Source organism: Lysinibacillus sp. FW301-JW8, assembly GCF_058788755.1.
Window position 1 is genome coordinate 58,021 of record NZ_JBYTBB010000005.1, and the last position, 18,694, is coordinate 76,714.

The following is an 18,694-nucleotide window of genomic DNA, read 5'->3' on the forward strand; positions in this document are numbered from 1 at the left end:
GTCACAAGTGCAACTAGTCTTAAATTCTATATATTTATTCTAAGTTGGCAACTACTTATACTCATCAACAGTAAAACTAACAATCTTATCATACATAATATACTCTGTTCTTGAAACTATATTTCCTGTTGATACATTCAATTTAAATTTATAGTAAGGTTTTCCCTGTCCGACCTCACGACCATCTAACCAATTCATAAATTGCTCTATTTCTGTTAAAGATAAATCGTACTCATGGATATCTTTAGTTGTCGTTGTAAGTCTTAAAATTGCTCTATTTGCGTCAATTTCTGCTTCTTTTACTGTCACCTCTGCTGTAGCTGATAGGTTGCTTCCATCAGTAGTTGCTGCAGTAATTGTCACCTTACCAGCTTTCTTTCCGATTACATTTCCATTACTATCAACTGAAGCAATCTCTGGATCACTACTTGTCCATTGAATTACTTTGTTAGTAGCGTTTTCTGGAAGAATTGTTGCAATAAGTGATTCACTGGAACCAACAGTCAAATCCAATTTTTCTTTATTTATATCAAGTGATTCCACAATTGTGTCGGGGGGATAAATCTCACCGTCAGTATCTATGTCTATTGCATCTATTACTAGAGTTTTATTATCATCAGTATATATTTTCACTGAATGTATAACATCTTCCAAACCAGTTTTCTCGTATAATAATATTTGATATCTATAAGTATTATCGCTATTTATGGGATTATACGTTTGTGTTATACCGTCAATATTAATCTTTACATTTGAACTAGCAAATGCAAAACCGTTTCGAATTTTTGGAGATATTATTCTAATTTTTGTACCTTTAAATTTAAATTCGAGACTCCCGTTTCCTGGGTTTGTATCCGGAACTAAATGATGATCTCCCTGAAATGATTTTGATTCTGTGTAATTAAACATGTTACTGCTATATTGAAAAGATTCATAATCATTATTAAACCTTTTCCAACCTTCTTCTGGTTGTAATAATTGTTGTCCTAATATTGCTGCCTCTGCCTTGCTTCCATAAAACGTATCTAGTGAAAAACTAAATAAAATAATTGCAATTAACAAGCCTAAAATTTTTTTCATAATTCCCCTCCTAATATTTACTATTATAAGTATACTTTGAATTACTAAATATACCAATAATATAAATAGAAAAAGCCCAGGCTCAAATTAATTGAGTACATGGGATTTTTTAAGAGAATCAACATTTATAAATTAATACTTCAACCTATACAACTTCTTAACAAATAGTAAATTTATGATTAAATACAACAGGTACCGTACTGATTTTGATTACTTTTTATTACTTCTTCGTTGCTGAATTGTAATATACAATCCAATTAAACGATCAGTCGTCATAGTACCATTCTGTAAGTCCTTCAAATGCGATTCCTGAATAATGCCGTCTTTAACCGCCTGTGCAATAAAATTTTCCGTTTCAGTTTTCATAGCTGGTGAACCTGGATTCCAATTTGGCATTTTAATTTCCTCCTTCGGTTTATCTTCCACAATTAATTGAACTTGCCCTTTGCTATTTGTAGGCACGTTTACTTTTCCTTCTAACTTATAACCTGCAGGCATCTTCCACGATGATTTAACTTCAAAGTGTGGTCGGTCAATAGCTTTCGTCCATGTACCTCCCCACTCAATACCTAATTTTTTAGCGATAGCTCCTACTCGAGTAAGTGTCGTTACATCATATAAAGACTGTGGAGGACCGACAGCAATATCCCACGCTAAGCGTGATTTGTGATTGCTATCTAATGTCCAGGTAACAATTTGCCCAGGTCTTGTACGACCCTGAGCGTATAAATATTTTTGGCGTTCTTGGCTGCGGTACGTTTCGGTAATGAAGATGTTCTTAATGCCTGCCTTGTAACACTCCTGGAATAACAAACGGCAAGCTGTTTGTGCAGCAGGTAATAGCTCAGCAAGATCTCGGCATGTAGTTGTAACACTTAAGCTCATTTCGCATCACCTTCCCTTGTTTTATCCTTTACGATTGCTAAAATGTTTTTAATGAAGTCAGGTGTTGGTAAGCCCATTTTCGTACCGTTTTCTGTGATAGAAATAAATTCGAGTACACAAAAAGCAATGGCTGCCCCATCACCTGCATACTCGATACCTGGAATCACTAGCGCCAGTAAATACACTGAACCGACTAGCATTAAGTAATAAATTTTGCGAATAATGCCGTTGAAACCAATACGGCTGTTTAAGTTACGATTTACAATGCTCCCCATAATTCCGGTAGCATAATCAATTGCCATAAAGGCGATTAACACAGTTACAGCCATACCTAGGCCGTCAACCGAGTATGAAACGATTGTGCCAATTACTCCACTTACTGCTGCTATCCATTTTTCCATTTGAACACTTCCCTTTGACATATTAAAAAGGACACGTCTTATTGACGCATCCTTCATATTCCCAAACGCTTGGGAATATAAAAAGCACCCTCAACTGAGAGTGCCTTCATGATTTACTTTTCACTGGTTCTTTTCCTACATACAAAAATGATTTTACTTCTCGTCCTGTTTCAATCAAAATTTCGTTCGCCAATTTACTAGCAATTACATTCGGATTAACGTAATTCAAATTTTGACTGAACTTAGGTGAAGTGTACGTTGCTGACTTTTCCTCACCATTTTCCAGATAAATGTATCCACATTTCAAATGAATCTTCACATCATACATAAACATTCCCTCCTTTTAATCATCATTCGACAAAAGAAGGATTTATCCTTGTACTATAAAACCCTCAAATGATTGTAGAAGGCATAATGTTTAAAACTTTACTCAGTTATATATCCCCGTACAACGTCCCAATACACACCATAAAATACTAAACTTTTAAGATTGAATTGCTCTACTATATTCCATATTTGTTTACCTAATTCATCACTACATCCATCACCATATTCCATAGTAAATCGCACATAGCAATCACCGTTAATTTGTTCTACTTTAACATTATCTATGCCTTTAGTAAGAAATAAGTAATGTGCAAATTCATAAGCTTCTTTTAGATTATTTGTAAAAACTAAGTCATTTCTTAATACGCTCAATTAAAATGCGCCACCTCTCATCTTACTTTATTCGATGAAAGGGGAGGATTTCCTTTTAAAGTTGACAATAAAAATAACGCTAAGCTTATGCTTGCGTTTGCTCTAATTGTTCTTCTTTTACATCTTCTGTTTGTTCTTTACTAATAAGTGGAATCAAACCATCAACTACATGTTTTTGTAATACAATACCTCCAAAATTAACAAATAAAATTTGATGGTTATTCAATGTATCAGTTAATGCATTTGCATCAATATTTGATCCTGTTAATGTAAATGATTCACCTGTTTTTAAACGTAATTCGTAATCCATAATTTCATATCTCCTTTTTAATTCATAGATAAATACCCGATATCAGAACCGTTTTTTCTAACAACTAAAACTTTGGGATTGTTAGAACTTTGGAAGAAACTAATTCCATTACTGTTATTGAGACCTGTCACAGTGACTCGTGAAAAGTCTACAACATCCCCATAAAATATATGATGTCTTCCTTGATATTCAATATTTTGATATGCATCTAATAAAATAGTTCCATTAGAGCCTCCTATTGTTGTCATATCACTAAAATGCAACATACGTCCCATATAAATATCCCTGTCTACATTTATATCTGTAGCGCCTGTTATGCTACCATTAACCATTACAGCACCATTAAGGTTTATTTTCTGAGCATCAATGGTTACTGAGTAAGGGTCTTGGTTAATCTTACTCACTATGGTTGAGCCGTTATAATCTGTGTAAGATACCTTTTGTGTAATTTGGTCACTCATCTGTGTAATACTAGATTGTGCACTGCTCATCTGCGTATTCAGACCGTTTATTGAGCTTGAATGACTTGTAACCGTAGATTGGATGCTACTAGCTGTAATTGACAGGCTTGATACGTCTTGCTTCACATTATAAATATTATTATTAATTGTTGTGACTTCCGAGCTCACTTCAGCTCGTATCTGTGTTGCCGTTTGTGAAATAGAAGAATTAAAACGTGCTTCCATACTTCCCAAATTATTGTTGATGGTCGTTACATGTTGAGTCATCTCAGTTTTTAATTCACGTGCAGTCATGCTAATCATGGCTGTGTATTCTGTAGTAATATTTTTTTCTAAATCCGTGACAGTTTCAGATAATTCAAGCTTATACTCTTTCCTGATTACCTCTGTCGTTTTTTCAGCTGTCTTTTCAATATTGTCATTCACATTTGACTCAGTGTCTTTAATCTGGTCCTGAAGAATCTCCTCAGCTGTTTTAAACACATAGTTACCTACAGTCACACTTGTAGCTACTAAATCCTCACCGTTCCACTCTTCACGTATCTTCAGGATATTTGTGACGATGGACAGGTCATTCATAGGTTCATAGATAGTGTGAATGGTTTCTCCAAGTTCATAAGACTCCCCCAACTCAGCGATGTCCAAATCGTAAGAAATCTCAATATCTCGAAACTTTTCCTTCGCCCGCTTATAGGCAGCGTCTGAAGTCTTGATACGTTCATCATTTATGATATCCCCATAGATTGGCCGGTCATAGTTGCCAGCTGTTGAAGAAACAAAGGTTTCAGTCTGTTTTAACTCTTCGTCAAAATTCACGATTACATGTGTGACAATATCAGTAGATGTTGAATCCTTAGTGATATTTCTTAGATTATATGCGTAACGGAATTGTCGACCGTAATCTGTACTTAATGTTTTTTTTATGTTCAGGATCTTACCTGGTAGTATTTCAAATTGCACACGTAACTTATTGCAAAGTTCCAGAAGCAATTTCCATACATTGTTTCTACCCCAATCAACTAATTCGATAGAAGCATCTACACCAGTGCTATCGAAATGTGCTGTCCATCCTGTGTTACTAAGCAGCATGCTAAACAGTTCTGAGGGAGTATAGGAACCTTTGAGCTTTTGGTTAAACGGTACACCAACCAAGTCTGTAACAGTATGAAGTGCACTAATATTTTTATAAGGTGTCTTTTCACTCACCTTTTTAATGCGGTACTCATGCCCTTTTATTTTTATAATGGATTCTTCCTGCAGATAAGGATATGCTGGATTATTTTCACGATTTACCACGATCATATTCAACTCATGTGCTGCGTTTAATTCCAGATCTCTACGCATAGCTTGAATGTGATTGATTGGATATTCAGTGCCTTTGTAAAGAACAGTTGTCATGCCTTATCACCAACTAATCTAATTTTTGAAGCCTCTAGTGTAATAACTGATGCAGTGATAGTAACCACTGATTTTTTTCCATTCTCCTCAACTGCACAACCCATCTTGTCCTCGCTCATTTCGATTGTAGACATACATTCACCTTCTTTCTAAGCATAAAAATACGCTACTCCAATTGAGTAGCGCTTACTGAACAATATGGAACAACTAGCAAATAAAATAAAATACGCTACTCGATGGAGATAGCTCCTAATGAAAAAATAAGGATAAATTAATTGATATGTCCTTTCATCATCTATTGAAATTGCTTTATCAAATTATTATTATTCTTAATACAAATAAAGTATAAATATGAAGAGAAACCTAATAGAAAAACTAAAATTCTCCATAAATTAAAAACCTCTTGGGATAAAATAATCAATCCCATTCCTATTACTATTAAAAATAAAGAAATCAAAACCAATATCATATAGTACTTAATAATTATATCATGTCCTAATAATTTAAATTCTTTTACCATTTCTCTCTTTATTTCTTTATTCATAATTAAATCAATATCAAAATGTTGGAAATAATTATTCTCTCTACTGGCTAGAATTCTATTTTTACTAATTCTTTTTTCAAAATCCCATTTTTGATTTTCATCATCTTTAAAAGAAAATTTAACTTTTACACTTAGTAAGTATACTATGGAGAAAATAATAGTAGATATAACTGTTACAAAAGTTATCGTGACAATCGCTAGCCCTACTATCATCTCTTTATCAATTAATTCATCACGTAGAATGTATGCTGTAACTGTGATTAAAATCGTACTAATACTCAGAATTATCAACTGAGAGAAGAATATTATCAACCTTCTCGAGGGAGATAAAAATACTTTCTCTATTGGTTTATGATTAAGTGCATCAATCCCTAATTTTAAAAAAGCAATAATTACGGGTAAAATCCCTATTAAACTTATACTAGAAAATATTTGTTTTGAAATATCCAATTACATCCTCCTTATCTATTAGATCCATTAAGGAGAATATATCATTCTTCTAATCCACAATACAAAATAAACTACCTAAAGTTTTTTACATTTATACACCTTCAGTAGCTGTTAAAATGTAATCTTCAACAGCCGCACGATATGCCTCGTTTGTCACATCATCAATAACATACGTTTTCTCTGTCTTTGGATTAAGTCCTTTGTTAATAATACGTTCTGCAGCAATCCTTACTACGATTTCATTGACCATTATAAAATACCTCCTGTCTCTAAGTCTGTTTGCAATAATAAAGCATCCTCAAGTTCACGGATGCGCTTTTGTTCTTCTGTTTCAGGAATATCATAAGATACGACCACAGGATTTCCATCTTCATCAATACGATCAATATAGGACTTTGAATAATCAATGGACCCATATGGTACGTCAATATATTCTAATGGGTTCCATTCTTCAAGCGGATTTATGTCCCCTTCTGCTTCACCAGTTTGAAAAACAATTTTACCTGTAACAGAATCAAAAATAACTCTATTATCTCTTTTCACATCAATACCTCCTATTCGTACGCATACCATGTATAGTTTGCTGATTGACTAGTAACTGGAAATCTGTATCCTCCTGATATAGCTATATGACTCAAATTATGATTTGGGCTATTAGAAAATAAATTAGAATTATATAAGGAAATTTTAGTAGATGATGTAAAGCCTGTAGGGTCATTAAAGGATGTAAATATACTGTATGACATATTACCATTGCCCGTTGAAGTCATTAATACTATTATACTAGGGGTAAAGTTAAGACCTGTTAAATCTATATACGCAATACTAACTATACCTCCACCTTTATAATTAAATGACGCTAATGTTGATGAAGAAATTAATAACCCGTTAGCTTTTCTACCACCTGTAGGTATGGCATTAATATTATTAGCCATTGTTGTAAATGTAGCATCCGAAGCAGTTTGAACTCCTTTACCAGTAATGGCAGATGCTACTTGTGCTTTACCATTACTTACAGATGTGAAAAGCTGTTGTACATCTACATCTTGACTTTGAATACATACCCATGTAGACCACGTAGCATCATTAATTTGGTATCTTTTATATATCCTATCAGACGTTTCAAACCTTTGCTTTAAACCTCCTCCTGTTTCATTGTTCCACGGTTTAATGGTAGTTAATATACCATAAGTGTCCAATGATGATAAACCCAAAGAAGCTGTGTTTACAAAGCATTTAAAAGTACCTTTTTCATTAGCTAAAAAATAAAATAAGAAATCCCTAAAATTTTCAGGTGTAAATTGTGCCATATTGTGAGCAACACCACCAACTACATAATCCCTACCGTCAATAATATCATTCCACATTGACGTATCCCAAAATCTAGTTTGTGCTCCTGTAGGTATTCTACTAACTTGTGGCATCCATGGATAACCATTATGTGTTGGACTGCCATTGTCGTAAATAACCCAAGTTGTTTCATACATTGATGTAAATGCATTTTTACCACTACCATAACCCTGTAGCTCAAGTTTAACCACAAAAGGATTATTAGCAGATGGTGCTTTTTGCACTATTAAAAATATATTCCCGTTGTTAGCTTCAATGTAGGGTTTGTGTATATAATAATTTTTAGCAAAATCAGGCGTTATAGTCTCTAATACATAATCGTTTAACTTTGTTCCCGTCCCCGATGCTGTATAGTTTCCAATTCTATATAGAACAGTTGCACCTCCATGTGCTTCAGAATTACCCCACATAGATGTATAAGTAACCTTTATTAGACCTGAGAAGGAACCATCTACAGGAATAATTATATCTAATTGTTCTACGTTACCTGTGTTTTTCCAATCCATGTGATTAATGAACAAAGTTCTTTCTGCCGTATTACTGCCTAAATTGCTAATTGATACATTATTATACTGTCCTTTTTGCCATGAGTTGTCGACTTTAGGTTTCATTTGTTCCAAATGTTCAGTAATTTCCGTCAAATCTGCATCTTTTCCCGGTGGACCAGGTGGTCCTTCTAGCCCTCGTGGTCCTGTCTCGCCCTTTAACGATTCAATCCATTCCTCTATTGTTCCAACAAAACCATTTTCAACAGCTAAATCGTATGCTGATTTACCTTCTGGACCTTGGATTGGACCTACGTTCTTCCAGCTACCTGTGTCATCCTGCCAAACATAAAGGTCTCCATCAATCATATAAGCGTCTCCTGCCGAACCAGTTGGTGGTAAATCATCTTCACTTTTAAGGCTAGTAATAATATTTACCCCTGTACCGTCTTTGCCATCCTTACCAGGTAATCCGCGCGGTCCTTCTGCTCCCTGTGCTCCTTTATCAGCGAATAAAGTCCATGTATTTTTATCTGTGACAGGTGTATTGATATTTTCTTTTAAAGCAATGTAAGTGCGCCCGTCTAGACCCACAAGATTATTTTTAAAGTATTGTGTGGCCGAAGACCATGCTCCACGATGACTAAAATTATCGATGAGTGACTGCATAGTGTTAATAGCATCTTGTGCATCCTGTGTTGCTTGAATAGCAGCATTTTTAGCGTTTGTTGCATCTGCAGTAGCCGTTTCTGTATTTCCTATAGCTTGAGTTACCTCTATTAGTCTTTGTGCAACTGTATCAAGGGCAGTTTGTAATGCTGCATTATTAGCTGCAATTGCATCTTGTGTCGCTGTGTTGTTAGCATCTATAGCCTGTTGGACAGTTGTATCAACTTGAGTAATGTAATTTTGTACATCGATCTCAGCCTTTTCGATTGCTTGCTCAAGCCGTGTGATTAATTCATCTACCTCTTGTCCACCAGCTAACACTTTAATCTGAGATTGCACATAGTCAAAGTAAGCCATGATACGTGTCCAGTTCTCATTTATTCTGTCGCGACCATCCTTATTAATAGGAGATAAAGTTTCTTTTAAAGGATATTTCTGTGACAAAGTTATCACCTTCCTTGTTTACCTAAAATAAAAAGGGAAATCAAAACTGATTGAAGCGACAATACCGCCACTAATCACAAATTGATTTACCCCACGTTTAAGTGATATTAATTTTTTATTGGTTTGTCCTGTAATGTGCTGACCGTTTTTCAAATAGCTCACACCATCTATGATCATTGTGTCGTTGGCTGTAAGTGAGCCGTTATACGCAAAAGTATCACCTGTTGATTGATTGCTAATGGTTACTCCACTTGAGAAATTACCACGCAAGACAATTCGTAATGGCATATACCTTGGATTGATAGTTACTTGACCATAATTTTTTAGAGTAAAATTGTTACTTGCAAATGTAAATTGTGGTGAATCGTCGTCCCATTCAAAACCTAGGCCCCATGCAATTTGATCTAAATCCCACTCTTTGTCTAAAAGCTGCTGACTTGTGAAAGGTGTCTCACCGTAAGGCAAGTCACTTGTTTCAAACTCAATGACTCGCTTACCTCGTAAACCGTTCCATTCGACAGCATCATTGTTTATACGTTCTACCTTCCAGCGTTTGTACATGTGAGGTGTCCACTCTACATTATCCAAAGCTTTTTTGAATGATGAATCACCAGGTAATTCGAATTTATAACTATCTGTCATTAGTTGCTGATAAATATAAAATTCTTCATCACCATCTAAGATATCAGCCAACTTATCGGTTAACAGTTCAGTGTCAGTAACGTTTTTGGCTTGTAATAACAAAGTCAGTTGCAACTTACGAACACCATGGTACCGTTCCGTTCGATTACGTCCTGGTCTACCTTTTATGTTTTCTGAGTTGTACATAATATCGATTGGCGCTACTTTTAGGACAGGGACACCATATTTGGTTAAATCATGACGTACTCCATCCATTGTCTCTAAGATTGCCATTATGACGTCATCCTTTCTTAAAAGTTTTTAGTTTAAGATTTGTTGCACTACGTTGATCAAGCCATGTCTCAACTGTTTCACCATTCCAACCTTGATTAAGATTAATATTAATAGGTTGTTGTTCATCGTCAATATCATCAGCTGCATTTAACAAACGATTAGCATTTCCTGCTAGAGCACCAGACAAAGCATTGACAGCTATAGAACTTTGATAACTGCCATCATTTGTTAATAAATTAGTTAAGGTTCCAGAAACAGAATTGGCAATACCTTTCACAGTAGTTTGCAGATTCCCTTTCATCGACTTCATGCCATCCATTAACCCTTGGATAGCTGCTGCACCAATTTCAGGCAAGGTTGATGTCATTACATTAAATTCATCTTCAGCACCATTTACCATCTCATTCACTTCAGATATAAACGTCTCAGATAGTGCTTGAAGCTCTTTCTCAGCATTGATATGCAATTGAGCAATCTCATCTTCCATCTTTTTACGAGCACCAGCAAGTTCAGTAGTTGCCTGTTTATTTGCGAGCTCTGTTTTTGTTTTCCACAACATTTGATACTCTTCTAACTCAGATGCAGTCATTTGTGTAAGAGCCTTAATTTCAGCGCCTGATTTAGCTCCTAATGATTGCAATTCTGCTAGAAGATCCTTATCAATACCTTTTGCTTCAAGAACAAATAAGTCATTCATCCAGCCTCGTAAAGCATTGACTTGACCACGCATATTCTCGAGTAAATTTATTTGATCTTTAATAGTTCCATCTTCGTTATAGGTCACCATCTCAGTCAGATTTACCTTATCAAATAAGCCCCAAGTATTTTTGATAGCCTCTACACGACTGTTGTACGTTTGCTCATATTCATCACGTAAAGTTTTTTCATCATCGATAAGCTTCTGATTGATGTCTCTCATTTTCGAATAGTAATCATCAGCAAGTGACTTAATATTGTTATACAAACTCAGCTTCTTATCGTAGATCAGTTCTTCATAAGCAATCTGCTCTGCAGAACCAATCTCATAGCTTTTCATGTAATCCTCGTAGGCTAGTAGCTGTTCTTTTAGTGACATCTTCCCGTATTTTACTAAGGCATCTATCATATTTGTCTCAGCATTAAACTGATCTTGCATGGCAGTTTTATGAGCAGACTTATACTTGTTAAGAGCCTTAATTTTTTCGTCTGTGCCATCCTTGAAAGCTGTTGATGCGTATTTCCAGTAAGCTGATTCTTCTGCAGCACTCAAGCCATACAATTCCTTTTGCAAGTCTATATATTCTTGGAGAGACTGTAGTTTATCAGCATTGACAGTATCATTGACCTTCTTGGTTTCTTCTGCAAGCTTCCGTTGTATTTCAAGTATTTGGTTATTTGCATCACGTTGAAGCTTAGTGATCTCAGCATTTCCGGCTTTAACTGTCTTACTTTTTCCTTTAGTTGCTTTACTAGTAATGCCATTGAGGTCCTTCGCCAACTTGTCTTGGATTTTATAAATCTCTTGTGCTGCATTACGGTTTAATTCTTTAATTTCACTATTATTATCAGAAATGGCACGACTAACGGCTTTTTGAGCACCTTCAATCTGTGCCTGTGACGCTTTTATTTCTCGAGAAAAGTCAGGGAATGTAGCTTGTGCCATCTCTTTTGATGCAGTTCGCACAACATTGATGTTATCGATGATGCCTTTAGCAATACCTGCTGGAATCCACTTAGCAATTGCCGCCATTACTCGAGAAGGAGAATGGATGCCAAGTGCATCTTTTACCCATTGAGGAATTTTATCTGTGAGCTTACCTAGCGCTTTAGCTACTGACTCAAACATAGAAGTGATACCTTCAATTAAACCGTTAATGATATCTACGCCTATTTGCCAAACCTTATCTATTATGCTGCCGAATGTCTCAACAATAGTTGTACCAATTGACTTAGCTGTTTCAACAATTGTATCCCATGCAGCTTCCCAATCACCTTGCAAGAGAGACATACCTGTAGACACAATACCTAATACTAAATCAATCGCTATTTGTATAATTCCTTTTATCAAGTCCCACGCAGCACTAAATATTTTTGTGATTACGTTCCAAGCTGTTTTAATTACTATACCAACGAGCTTCAAGTTATTTGCGATAAAGCCATAAATGAATTCAAATGTCGTTTTAACAATTGACGAAATAGATTCACCATGTTGTTCCCAAAACTGTTCGAATTTCCCCAGTATCTGTTTACCAAATGCTACAACTTCCTCGAGTGCTTTCGAGATAGTATCATATACTGCTTTAAAAGCTTTAGTTGTTACTTCTTTTATGGACGTCCAGGCTTTATTAACCAAGTCACGGAACCAATCTACCTTGTTATATGCAAGTACGAGAGCCGAGATAATTAAAGCAATTGCAGCTACTGCTATACCTACAGGTGTAGTAAGCCACGCAAAAACAGCCCCTAATTTGGATAAATGCCCCCAAACTTTAGTGACAATATCAGTTACTTTTGTGACAATCGTTGAAAAGCTTGATAAATGTGGCAAGACACGAACTATAGCAGCAACAAGATTCCCGAAAATTGATACAACAGAAATAATTACTGGTGCTAATGCTGAGATAACGCCCAATACTACCGGGAATAGAGCAACTAATTTAGCTGCAGTTTGATTTGTCTGCAATAAATTGTTAAACCATTCTAAGAATGAGTTGGCGACATCCAAAACAATTGCGCCCATAGGAGCGAATGCAATCCCTAGATTAATAATTAAATCCCAAAGGTTGCCTAGCAATGTTAATACAGCTGGTGCTGAAGCTTGAATGAAACTTAAAAATTGTTGGAATTGCTGATTTTCTCCTAACGTTTCAGCCCACGCTCTAAAACTTTCCATCATGCCTGCAAGATGTGTCATGAAGCTACCACCCATGTCAGCAAACGCAGTAAAGAATGCAATAATGCCCATTGTTAAATCTGCAAATATATCTGAAATAACAGGCATATAGGTTTGTACATAACTTATAAACGATTGGAATTTCTCGGATTGACTTAAGCCATCAGCCCATGAGGCAAAGGATTGCATCATACCATTAAAGTTTTTGGACCATGCCTCAGCTGCAGGTGCAAGCGCTGCTATCAAACTACCTAGCCCAGTTATAAGATGACCAATACCTGCAACAAAATTCTCAAAGATCGATGCGCCGTATTTATTGAACGTATCGAATATCTTTTGAATCGGTTGACTGTTGATTGATTTATCAAAAGCACCCATCAATTTAGCTGCACTTATAGCCACAGATTCAATCATTGGTGTTAACGATTTAAGTATCTTTTGAGCACCTTGCATAGCACTTGTAAATGCTTGTAGCACAGGTTTTTCAGTCGATTTTACTAGATCATCATAAGTACCCTTGAAAGCATCCCATGAAGCTTTTGCTTGTTGTTGCTCAGCATTTAACTTGGCTGTTTCATCAAATAATTTTTTAATTGTGGGAATGGCAACAGCAGCTAGTCCAACAAACCCTAACGAAGCAATACTTAATGCACTTGCTAAGATTAATAACTGACCTGCTAACACACCAATCATGACACCTAAAGATCCGATTAACCCTACCAGTGCTGATAAAAATTGTGATAAAGCTGGTATTAATGAGAGCAATGCCCCACCTATAATTTGTCGCCCAGCCTCAGCAAATGCTTGTACTGTATTCGCATACGATTTCATAGCATTTGTATAATCAGCCCAAATCTTTATAACGATGTTCTTCTTCAGTTTTTTGGATTGACTATTAACAATAACAACGCCTCGTAAAAACTCAGTGATATCAGCATGTATGTCAATTGTGACATCTTTAAGTGCTAAAATAGCAAGCTTCACTTCATGGATAGCTGCAATCACTTCTGAAAAGTCTACATCGATTTTGATACTGCCACTTTGACCTGATAAATGAGCCAATAATGATTGTATTTGAGCATAATCCATCATAAAACTACCAAGAGATATCTCAACATTAACTTTTACACGTTCACGTTCTAGGGCATCGATTTCAGCTCTGATCATTGATAGTTGTGTATAGAATGCATCCATTTCAAGATGTACTTTGATTTTAATGGACTCTTTATCTAAGTCTTGTGCAAGTGCCTTGGCACGTAGGATGTCTTGCATAAAGTCGTTGAGTATGGCTTCGATTTCAACAGTTGCTTGAGTTGCATCTAGTTGTTGCAATCTCGCTTGTACCTGCTGCACCTTTGTTATAAATTCATTGATAGAAGCATTAATTTCGACAGACACACCTGTTGCAAGTTCTCGCATTTGACGGTCAACTTCAGCCATTTTTCGTTTAAAATCCTTTATGTCTGCATCTACTTCAGCTTTAAAGCGCTCAACTGGCATACACTCACCACCTTTATGATTTCTTCTCTACAAGCTGCCAATTAAATGTTTTTAGTTCTTCACGCATTTGATCATACAGTGTGAAGTCTAATTTCACTTGTTGCTTGTTTTCAGTCCCTGAAAGTACTTCTTTACGAGCTTTATCAGCATCAAAGTATTTCTTAGGAGGGTTTTCTTTTCGAGATTTTTTCGGTTTAGAAACCACGCCAGCTATCCATGCAGCTTGAATTGCTCGCTCATGATCATCAATTTTTGCTAATTGAGAGCCTTGCAAGAAATTACGATACTCTCTAGGTGTCCATGAATAGATTAATTGCACATCATAAACACCTAAGAACCTTGCACAGTTACGCTCAAAATCATCATAGGTTAAGCCGTCTGTTTTTCCTCGAATAGATCGCGACCAGTGATCTCCTTGTACCCCTCGGACATACGTTTCATCATTAGCGCTGTTTTCTGTACTTCTTCCTCGTCCTTCTGCTTCATCTCTTTTACGAGCAGCATATTCTTCTTGAATTTCGTCAACTCGTTTCGAGAAAAAGCCGATTCTTCAATTGCCTCAAACACTTCTGTAAACATAATCGTTGCGTCATCATCAGCATTCATTCGCTCATCAATTGCTTCAAGAATCTCATCTTGGGTTGGTGCTTTTTTTGTTTGCAATTTAATTGTTGCTTCCCAAAGATGTACAAGTGCTTCAATGTCTTGCTCAATCAGCTGTGGTAGTACCTTAGAGATCCCGCCTGACAGTTTATCTCTTTGTGATTCACTGTCTTTCGTTTTTGGTTCTGGAATTACTTTATTCAGTAATTTATCGAGCATAATAGAGCATTTTAATGTGTATTCCTTCTCTTTAACTGTTAATGTAGCCATTCTCTTTTCCTTCTTTCTGTTTGATTTTGGACATAAGAAAAGACGAACCTAAGTCCGTCCATTGATTATTAAGAAACTGTTACAGACACTGTATCAGTAATTGCAAGATTATCTTTTGATGTGACTGTAATTGTTGCAGTACCATCTGCTATAGCTGTCACTAGTCCATTTGGTGAAACTGTAGCTACATCTTTATTAGATGATGCGTATGCTACAAACTGATTTGAAGCATCAGCCGGTGTAATTTCTACGCTTAATTGTTGCTTATCTGTTGGTGTTAGGCTGAGCGTATCAGGTGTCACTGTAATGCCAGTAACCTTTGTTTTATTAACAATGTTACTAGAATCACCAGTAGTATCGCCCGGTAGCTGGAAGCCATATTTCGCAAAATTAATAAGTCCTGGCGGTAAATCCATAAATTCACCTTCTGCTGATTCAATTTGTACTGTCATTGATGTAGACAATTCTTCTAACCCTTCCACTGGACTAGATGTTTCAAACGAATCCACCACAGCAAAGGCAAACTTAGCATCATGCGTACCTTCATCATTTTTTTCTGTTTCAACTTCCCAAACCTTTAACTCTTTTCCGACCTTAATTGCACGGTAGATGGCTTTCTGTCCTGCATCACCTTTACGCCCATACATGGACAGTTCCATCGTTTCTGTTAAGGTACCGATAGCTGAAATGGAGCCCATTTTTGTAGCTTCAGTAGAGTTATCACGCTCTAAACTATGCGAATAATCTGTTTGGAAACCTGGTACTAAACCATCAGCTCCTAAAACATTATCAGTAGGTTGTACCAAAATAATTTTTACCATTGCGGATCCTCCTATTTCGTTTTTAATAGTTTGTATTTATAAGTAATAACACCGTGTTTTTGTACATTATCGATGTCGTCAAAGACACGTGGTTCACGTGGTGTTACTTGCATAATTTCATAAGATGGCAATTCTATTTTGTATCTCAGTGCCACATGAATGGTCTCTAAGATTGCATACACTTTTTCATTTCCATACTCACCGCTAGTTGCTTGATTGTGGTAGACATGTATGGCAATCGTTTCTTCGGCAATTTCCTCAACCTTCACTTCCTGGTCTATGTTCAATAACGGTTCACCAAGATACACATAGGGAAATGGAGTATCTTCGGTTACATGGTCATAAACACCTGCAACCAAATTTAAAAGCGCTGCATCATTGGATAACCTCTGATACACCGCCTTCTGTAATTCTAAAAATGGTAGTGCCATATTGTCACTTCCCTAACTTACGAAATTCTTTAATGAAATAATCCGATGCCTCGTCTACAGCTTGCTCCCAGAAGAATTGTGCTCGTTGGCCGTGAGTTAAAACAAAGCGACCCCAGCGAGTATTAAAGTAAACCCATGGGATTTTCTTTGCCCTACTTCCTCCTGGTCCTTGAGCGTAAATGCCAGTACCGTAGTTTACGTATCATTTGTTATTAACCATGAGTTTTTTATCTCATGCTCTGGAAGTCACCTTCATTTGCATCGGTTGGTCTATTCCAACCCAGTTTGGCGTACATTTTCAACCAACAAAAAAGACAACCTATATTGGCTGTCGGGGACTCTTGGGATATTATATTTATTCAATCCTACGCTCTACGGTGCTCACCAGCCTTTCGAAATCTAGTGAGTTACCTCGGTATTATCTTTGTTTTACAGGGGCAAATAATTCTTCTGACGTACGTTTACCTCGATTGTAACGACTGACAATTGTGCCATAATTGATATTTAACTTCTTTGACCATTGCTTTAAATTTAATCGCTCACCATTATATTCAATCCAAATTGTTGGACGTCTGTTATTAGCTTGATCTTCGAATTCAATCCAAGTACAATTATTGGGTTCGTAATTACCATTAACATCAATTCTTTCAATTGACAAATGATTTTCATAACCACTTTCTTCTGCCCATACTTTAAATGTGCTAAAGTCATTGAGCCATTCATCGTACACCTTAATGCCTCGTCCACCATATCTATTGTAACTGTTGTCATTTTTGTTATAACATCTAGCTTTGATATTTTGCCAAATATGATATAAACGGGTTCCACTACTTTTGTGTTTATGATTTTTAACAACATGCTCAGCGACAACTTTCTTTTTCCAACAACCACAAGAAACTGTTTTAGGTTCACGTTTACTTGTTAGTACATCGCTACGAATTTCTTTTAAATTGCCACAGTCGCATTTACACACCCAATATGTTTTGCGACCTACACGTCTTTCAGAAATCTCTATAACCTCTAACATGCCAAAACGTTGACCTGTTAAATCATTAATCCCTTGTCCTGTCACAAATTGCCCTTTTTCATTACGTACAGTCAATAGAAATCCACCTTTCTATATATGTTATTTCTATTATAACCCGTACCATAATTAATATAAATAAAAGATTTCCACCGATTTTCCCCGATTCTTAAACATCTATTGTTACCAATAGAGGCGACATACGTTTATCGCATAAAAGGCTCCAATCTCTAGCTTTGCACCATAGCCATCAGCATCAAACTTCACGTTAATGGATTGAGCCATCTCGCCAGTTTCATGCGGCATTCTAGCTTTCAACTCTTTTTCTAATAACAGAGTTGTGTTACTGATAATACGCTTTATTTCTTCAATGATGTCATCTTGCCAATTTTTAAGAGCACGTTGTACACGTTTATTTCCCCGCTTTGTGATACCCATTACTACACCCTCTTTAAAGGCAAACGCATTATTTCATTCATACCGCCCTGGTCTTCTGCATCTCCTGCAGCTGTATACTCAACACCTTCATACTCTATACGAGCCGTCACAGGAATTTCAATCCCATCATAAGGGTAGTACATGTCACGATGGAATGACACGCCTAATTGTTTCATCTCCACTAACCTAGATGTTGATGGTGTGTCCATGAAACATTCAAATTCACTCATTACTTCCCATTTCTTTGTAGAACCGCCAGAACCGTTAGGAACAGACTTCTCCTCTTTTATTTTTGCAACGTGCGGAAATTCATCGTAAAGCATGAAACTTCACCTTCTTGTAAGGTCTTAGATAGGTCCAGATGGCTTTCGGGAACTCTGTATCATAAGAATACGAAACAGACCCCATTCTCCGGCTAGTTAGTCCAGTTTTTTGCATATTAAACTGAATAGCTTTAGCAATGAACAAACGAACCCCTTGAGGCATTTCTGAAGGTTCCCATTTGCCATTACAATGGTCTTTTGCTACATCAAATAAAACAGGTGCCATCGCACAATAAAACTCTTCATGCTTAGCTCCTGTATCGCCATTTAATCGTTTAAGCTGATCTATTTCTTCTTGTGTTGGTTCCCACATAAGAACAC

Annotated in this window: 22 protein-coding genes; all 22 read right to left on the reverse strand. The window is 36.3% G+C overall.

All coding sequences use genetic code 11. From position 1 onward, the window contains the following. Nucleotides 1–51 precede the first annotated feature (51 nt). Entirely contained in the window at nt 52–1,080 is a 1,029-nt protein-coding gene (locus AC3WOM_RS03445) for an Ig-like domain-containing protein (protein ID WP_492444974.1), read from the reverse strand. Between the two features lie 210 nt (nt 1,081–1,290). Next, complete coding sequence (locus AC3WOM_RS03450) at nt 1,291–1,965, reverse strand: M15 family metallopeptidase (protein WP_492444976.1); 675 nt, start codon at nt 1,963–1,965, stop codon at nt 1,291–1,293. Continuing rightward, complete coding sequence (locus AC3WOM_RS03455; RefSeq protein WP_492444978.1) at nt 1,962–2,366, reverse strand: phage holin family protein; 405 nt, start codon at nt 2,364–2,366, stop codon at nt 1,962–1,964. Before AC3WOM_RS03455 ends, AC3WOM_RS03450 begins: the two co-directional genes overlap by 4 nt. A 106-nt stretch (nt 2,367–2,472) precedes the next feature. Continuing rightward, nucleotides 2,473–2,694, reverse strand: a complete 222-nt coding sequence (locus AC3WOM_RS03460; protein ID WP_492444980.1) for a hypothetical protein — start codon at nt 2,692–2,694, stop codon at nt 2,473–2,475. 98 nt (nt 2,695–2,792) lie between these two features. After that, a complete protein-coding gene (locus AC3WOM_RS03465; RefSeq protein WP_492444981.1) occupies nt 2,793–3,065 on the reverse strand; it encodes a hypothetical protein in 273 nt (90 codons plus the stop codon). Between the two features lie 85 nt (nt 3,066–3,150). Further along, entirely contained in the window at nt 3,151–3,375 is a 225-nt protein-coding gene (locus AC3WOM_RS03470) for a hypothetical protein (protein WP_492444983.1), read from the reverse strand. Nucleotides 3,376–3,392: 17 nt separating this feature from the next. Continuing rightward, on the reverse strand, nt 3,393–5,234 hold the full coding sequence (locus tag AC3WOM_RS03475) for a phage tail protein (RefSeq protein WP_492444984.1): 1,842 nt from the start codon (nt 5,232–5,234) through the stop codon (nt 3,393–3,395). Then, nucleotides 5,231–5,368, reverse strand: a complete 138-nt coding sequence (locus AC3WOM_RS03480; protein ID WP_492444985.1) for a hypothetical protein — start codon at nt 5,366–5,368, stop codon at nt 5,231–5,233. Before AC3WOM_RS03480 ends, AC3WOM_RS03475 begins: the two co-directional genes overlap by 4 nt. A 161-nt stretch (nt 5,369–5,529) precedes the next feature. After that, entirely contained in the window at nt 5,530–6,228 is a 699-nt protein-coding gene (locus tag AC3WOM_RS03485; RefSeq protein ID WP_492444987.1) for a hypothetical protein, read from the reverse strand. A 91-nt stretch (nt 6,229–6,319) separates the two neighbouring features. Then, nucleotides 6,320–6,478, reverse strand: a complete 159-nt coding sequence (locus tag AC3WOM_RS03490) for a hypothetical protein (RefSeq protein WP_492444989.1) — start codon at nt 6,476–6,478, stop codon at nt 6,320–6,322. Then, a complete protein-coding gene (locus tag AC3WOM_RS03495) occupies nt 6,478–6,771 on the reverse strand; it encodes a hypothetical protein (RefSeq protein ID WP_492444990.1) in 294 nt (97 codons plus the stop codon). Before AC3WOM_RS03495 ends, AC3WOM_RS03490 begins: the two co-directional genes overlap by 1 nt. Before the next feature lie 11 nt (nt 6,772–6,782). After that, nucleotides 6,783–9,176 carry an SPFH domain-containing protein gene (locus AC3WOM_RS03500; protein ID WP_492444992.1) on the reverse strand — a complete coding sequence of 798 codons (2,394 nt, stop codon included), beginning with the start codon at nt 9,174–9,176 and terminating at the stop codon, nt 6,783–6,785. Nucleotides 9,177–9,194: 18 nt separating this feature from the next. Further along, on the reverse strand, nt 9,195–10,091 hold the full coding sequence (locus AC3WOM_RS03505) for a phage tail domain-containing protein (protein ID WP_492444993.1): 897 nt from the start codon (nt 10,089–10,091) through the stop codon (nt 9,195–9,197). A gap of 7 nt (nt 10,092–10,098) precedes the next feature. Then, complete coding sequence (locus AC3WOM_RS03510; protein ID WP_492444995.1) at nt 10,099–14,463, reverse strand: phage tail protein; 4,365 nt, start codon at nt 14,461–14,463, stop codon at nt 10,099–10,101. 13 nt (nt 14,464–14,476) lie between these two features. Beyond that, complete coding sequence (locus tag AC3WOM_RS03515; RefSeq protein ID WP_492444996.1) at nt 14,477–14,782, reverse strand: hypothetical protein; 306 nt, start codon at nt 14,780–14,782, stop codon at nt 14,477–14,479. 50 nt (nt 14,783–14,832) lie between these two features. Continuing rightward, the gene (locus AC3WOM_RS03520; protein ID WP_492444998.1) at nt 14,833–15,336 is read right to left on the reverse strand and encodes a tail assembly chaperone; all 504 of its coding nucleotides are present in this window, start codon (nt 15,334–15,336) and stop codon (nt 14,833–14,835) included. 68 nt (nt 15,337–15,404) lie between these two features. After that, nucleotides 15,405–16,157: a phage major tail protein, TP901-1 family gene (locus tag AC3WOM_RS03525; RefSeq protein WP_492445000.1), complete on the reverse strand. Its 753-nt coding sequence runs from the start codon at nt 16,155–16,157 to the stop codon at nt 15,405–15,407. A gap of 11 nt (nt 16,158–16,168) precedes the next feature. Next, entirely contained in the window at nt 16,169–16,588 is a 420-nt protein-coding gene (locus AC3WOM_RS03530; RefSeq protein WP_492445001.1) for a DUF3168 domain-containing protein, read from the reverse strand. A 418-nt stretch (nt 16,589–17,006) separates the two neighbouring features. Beyond that, complete coding sequence (locus AC3WOM_RS03535) at nt 17,007–17,690, reverse strand: hypothetical protein (protein ID WP_492445003.1); 684 nt, start codon at nt 17,688–17,690, stop codon at nt 17,007–17,009. A 105-nt stretch (nt 17,691–17,795) separates the two neighbouring features. Further along, nucleotides 17,796–18,050: a hypothetical protein gene (locus tag AC3WOM_RS03540; RefSeq protein ID WP_492445005.1), complete on the reverse strand. Its 255-nt coding sequence runs from the start codon at nt 18,048–18,050 to the stop codon at nt 17,796–17,798. 2 nt (nt 18,051–18,052) lie between these two features. Then, nucleotides 18,053–18,373: a hypothetical protein gene (locus AC3WOM_RS03545; RefSeq protein ID WP_492445006.1), complete on the reverse strand. Its 321-nt coding sequence runs from the start codon at nt 18,371–18,373 to the stop codon at nt 18,053–18,055. Then, the gene (locus AC3WOM_RS03550; RefSeq protein WP_492445008.1) at nt 18,360–18,686 is read right to left on the reverse strand and encodes a head-tail connector protein; all 327 of its coding nucleotides are present in this window, start codon (nt 18,684–18,686) and stop codon (nt 18,360–18,362) included. Before AC3WOM_RS03550 ends, AC3WOM_RS03545 begins: the two co-directional genes overlap by 14 nt. Between the last annotated feature and the right edge of the window lie 8 nt (nt 18,687–18,694).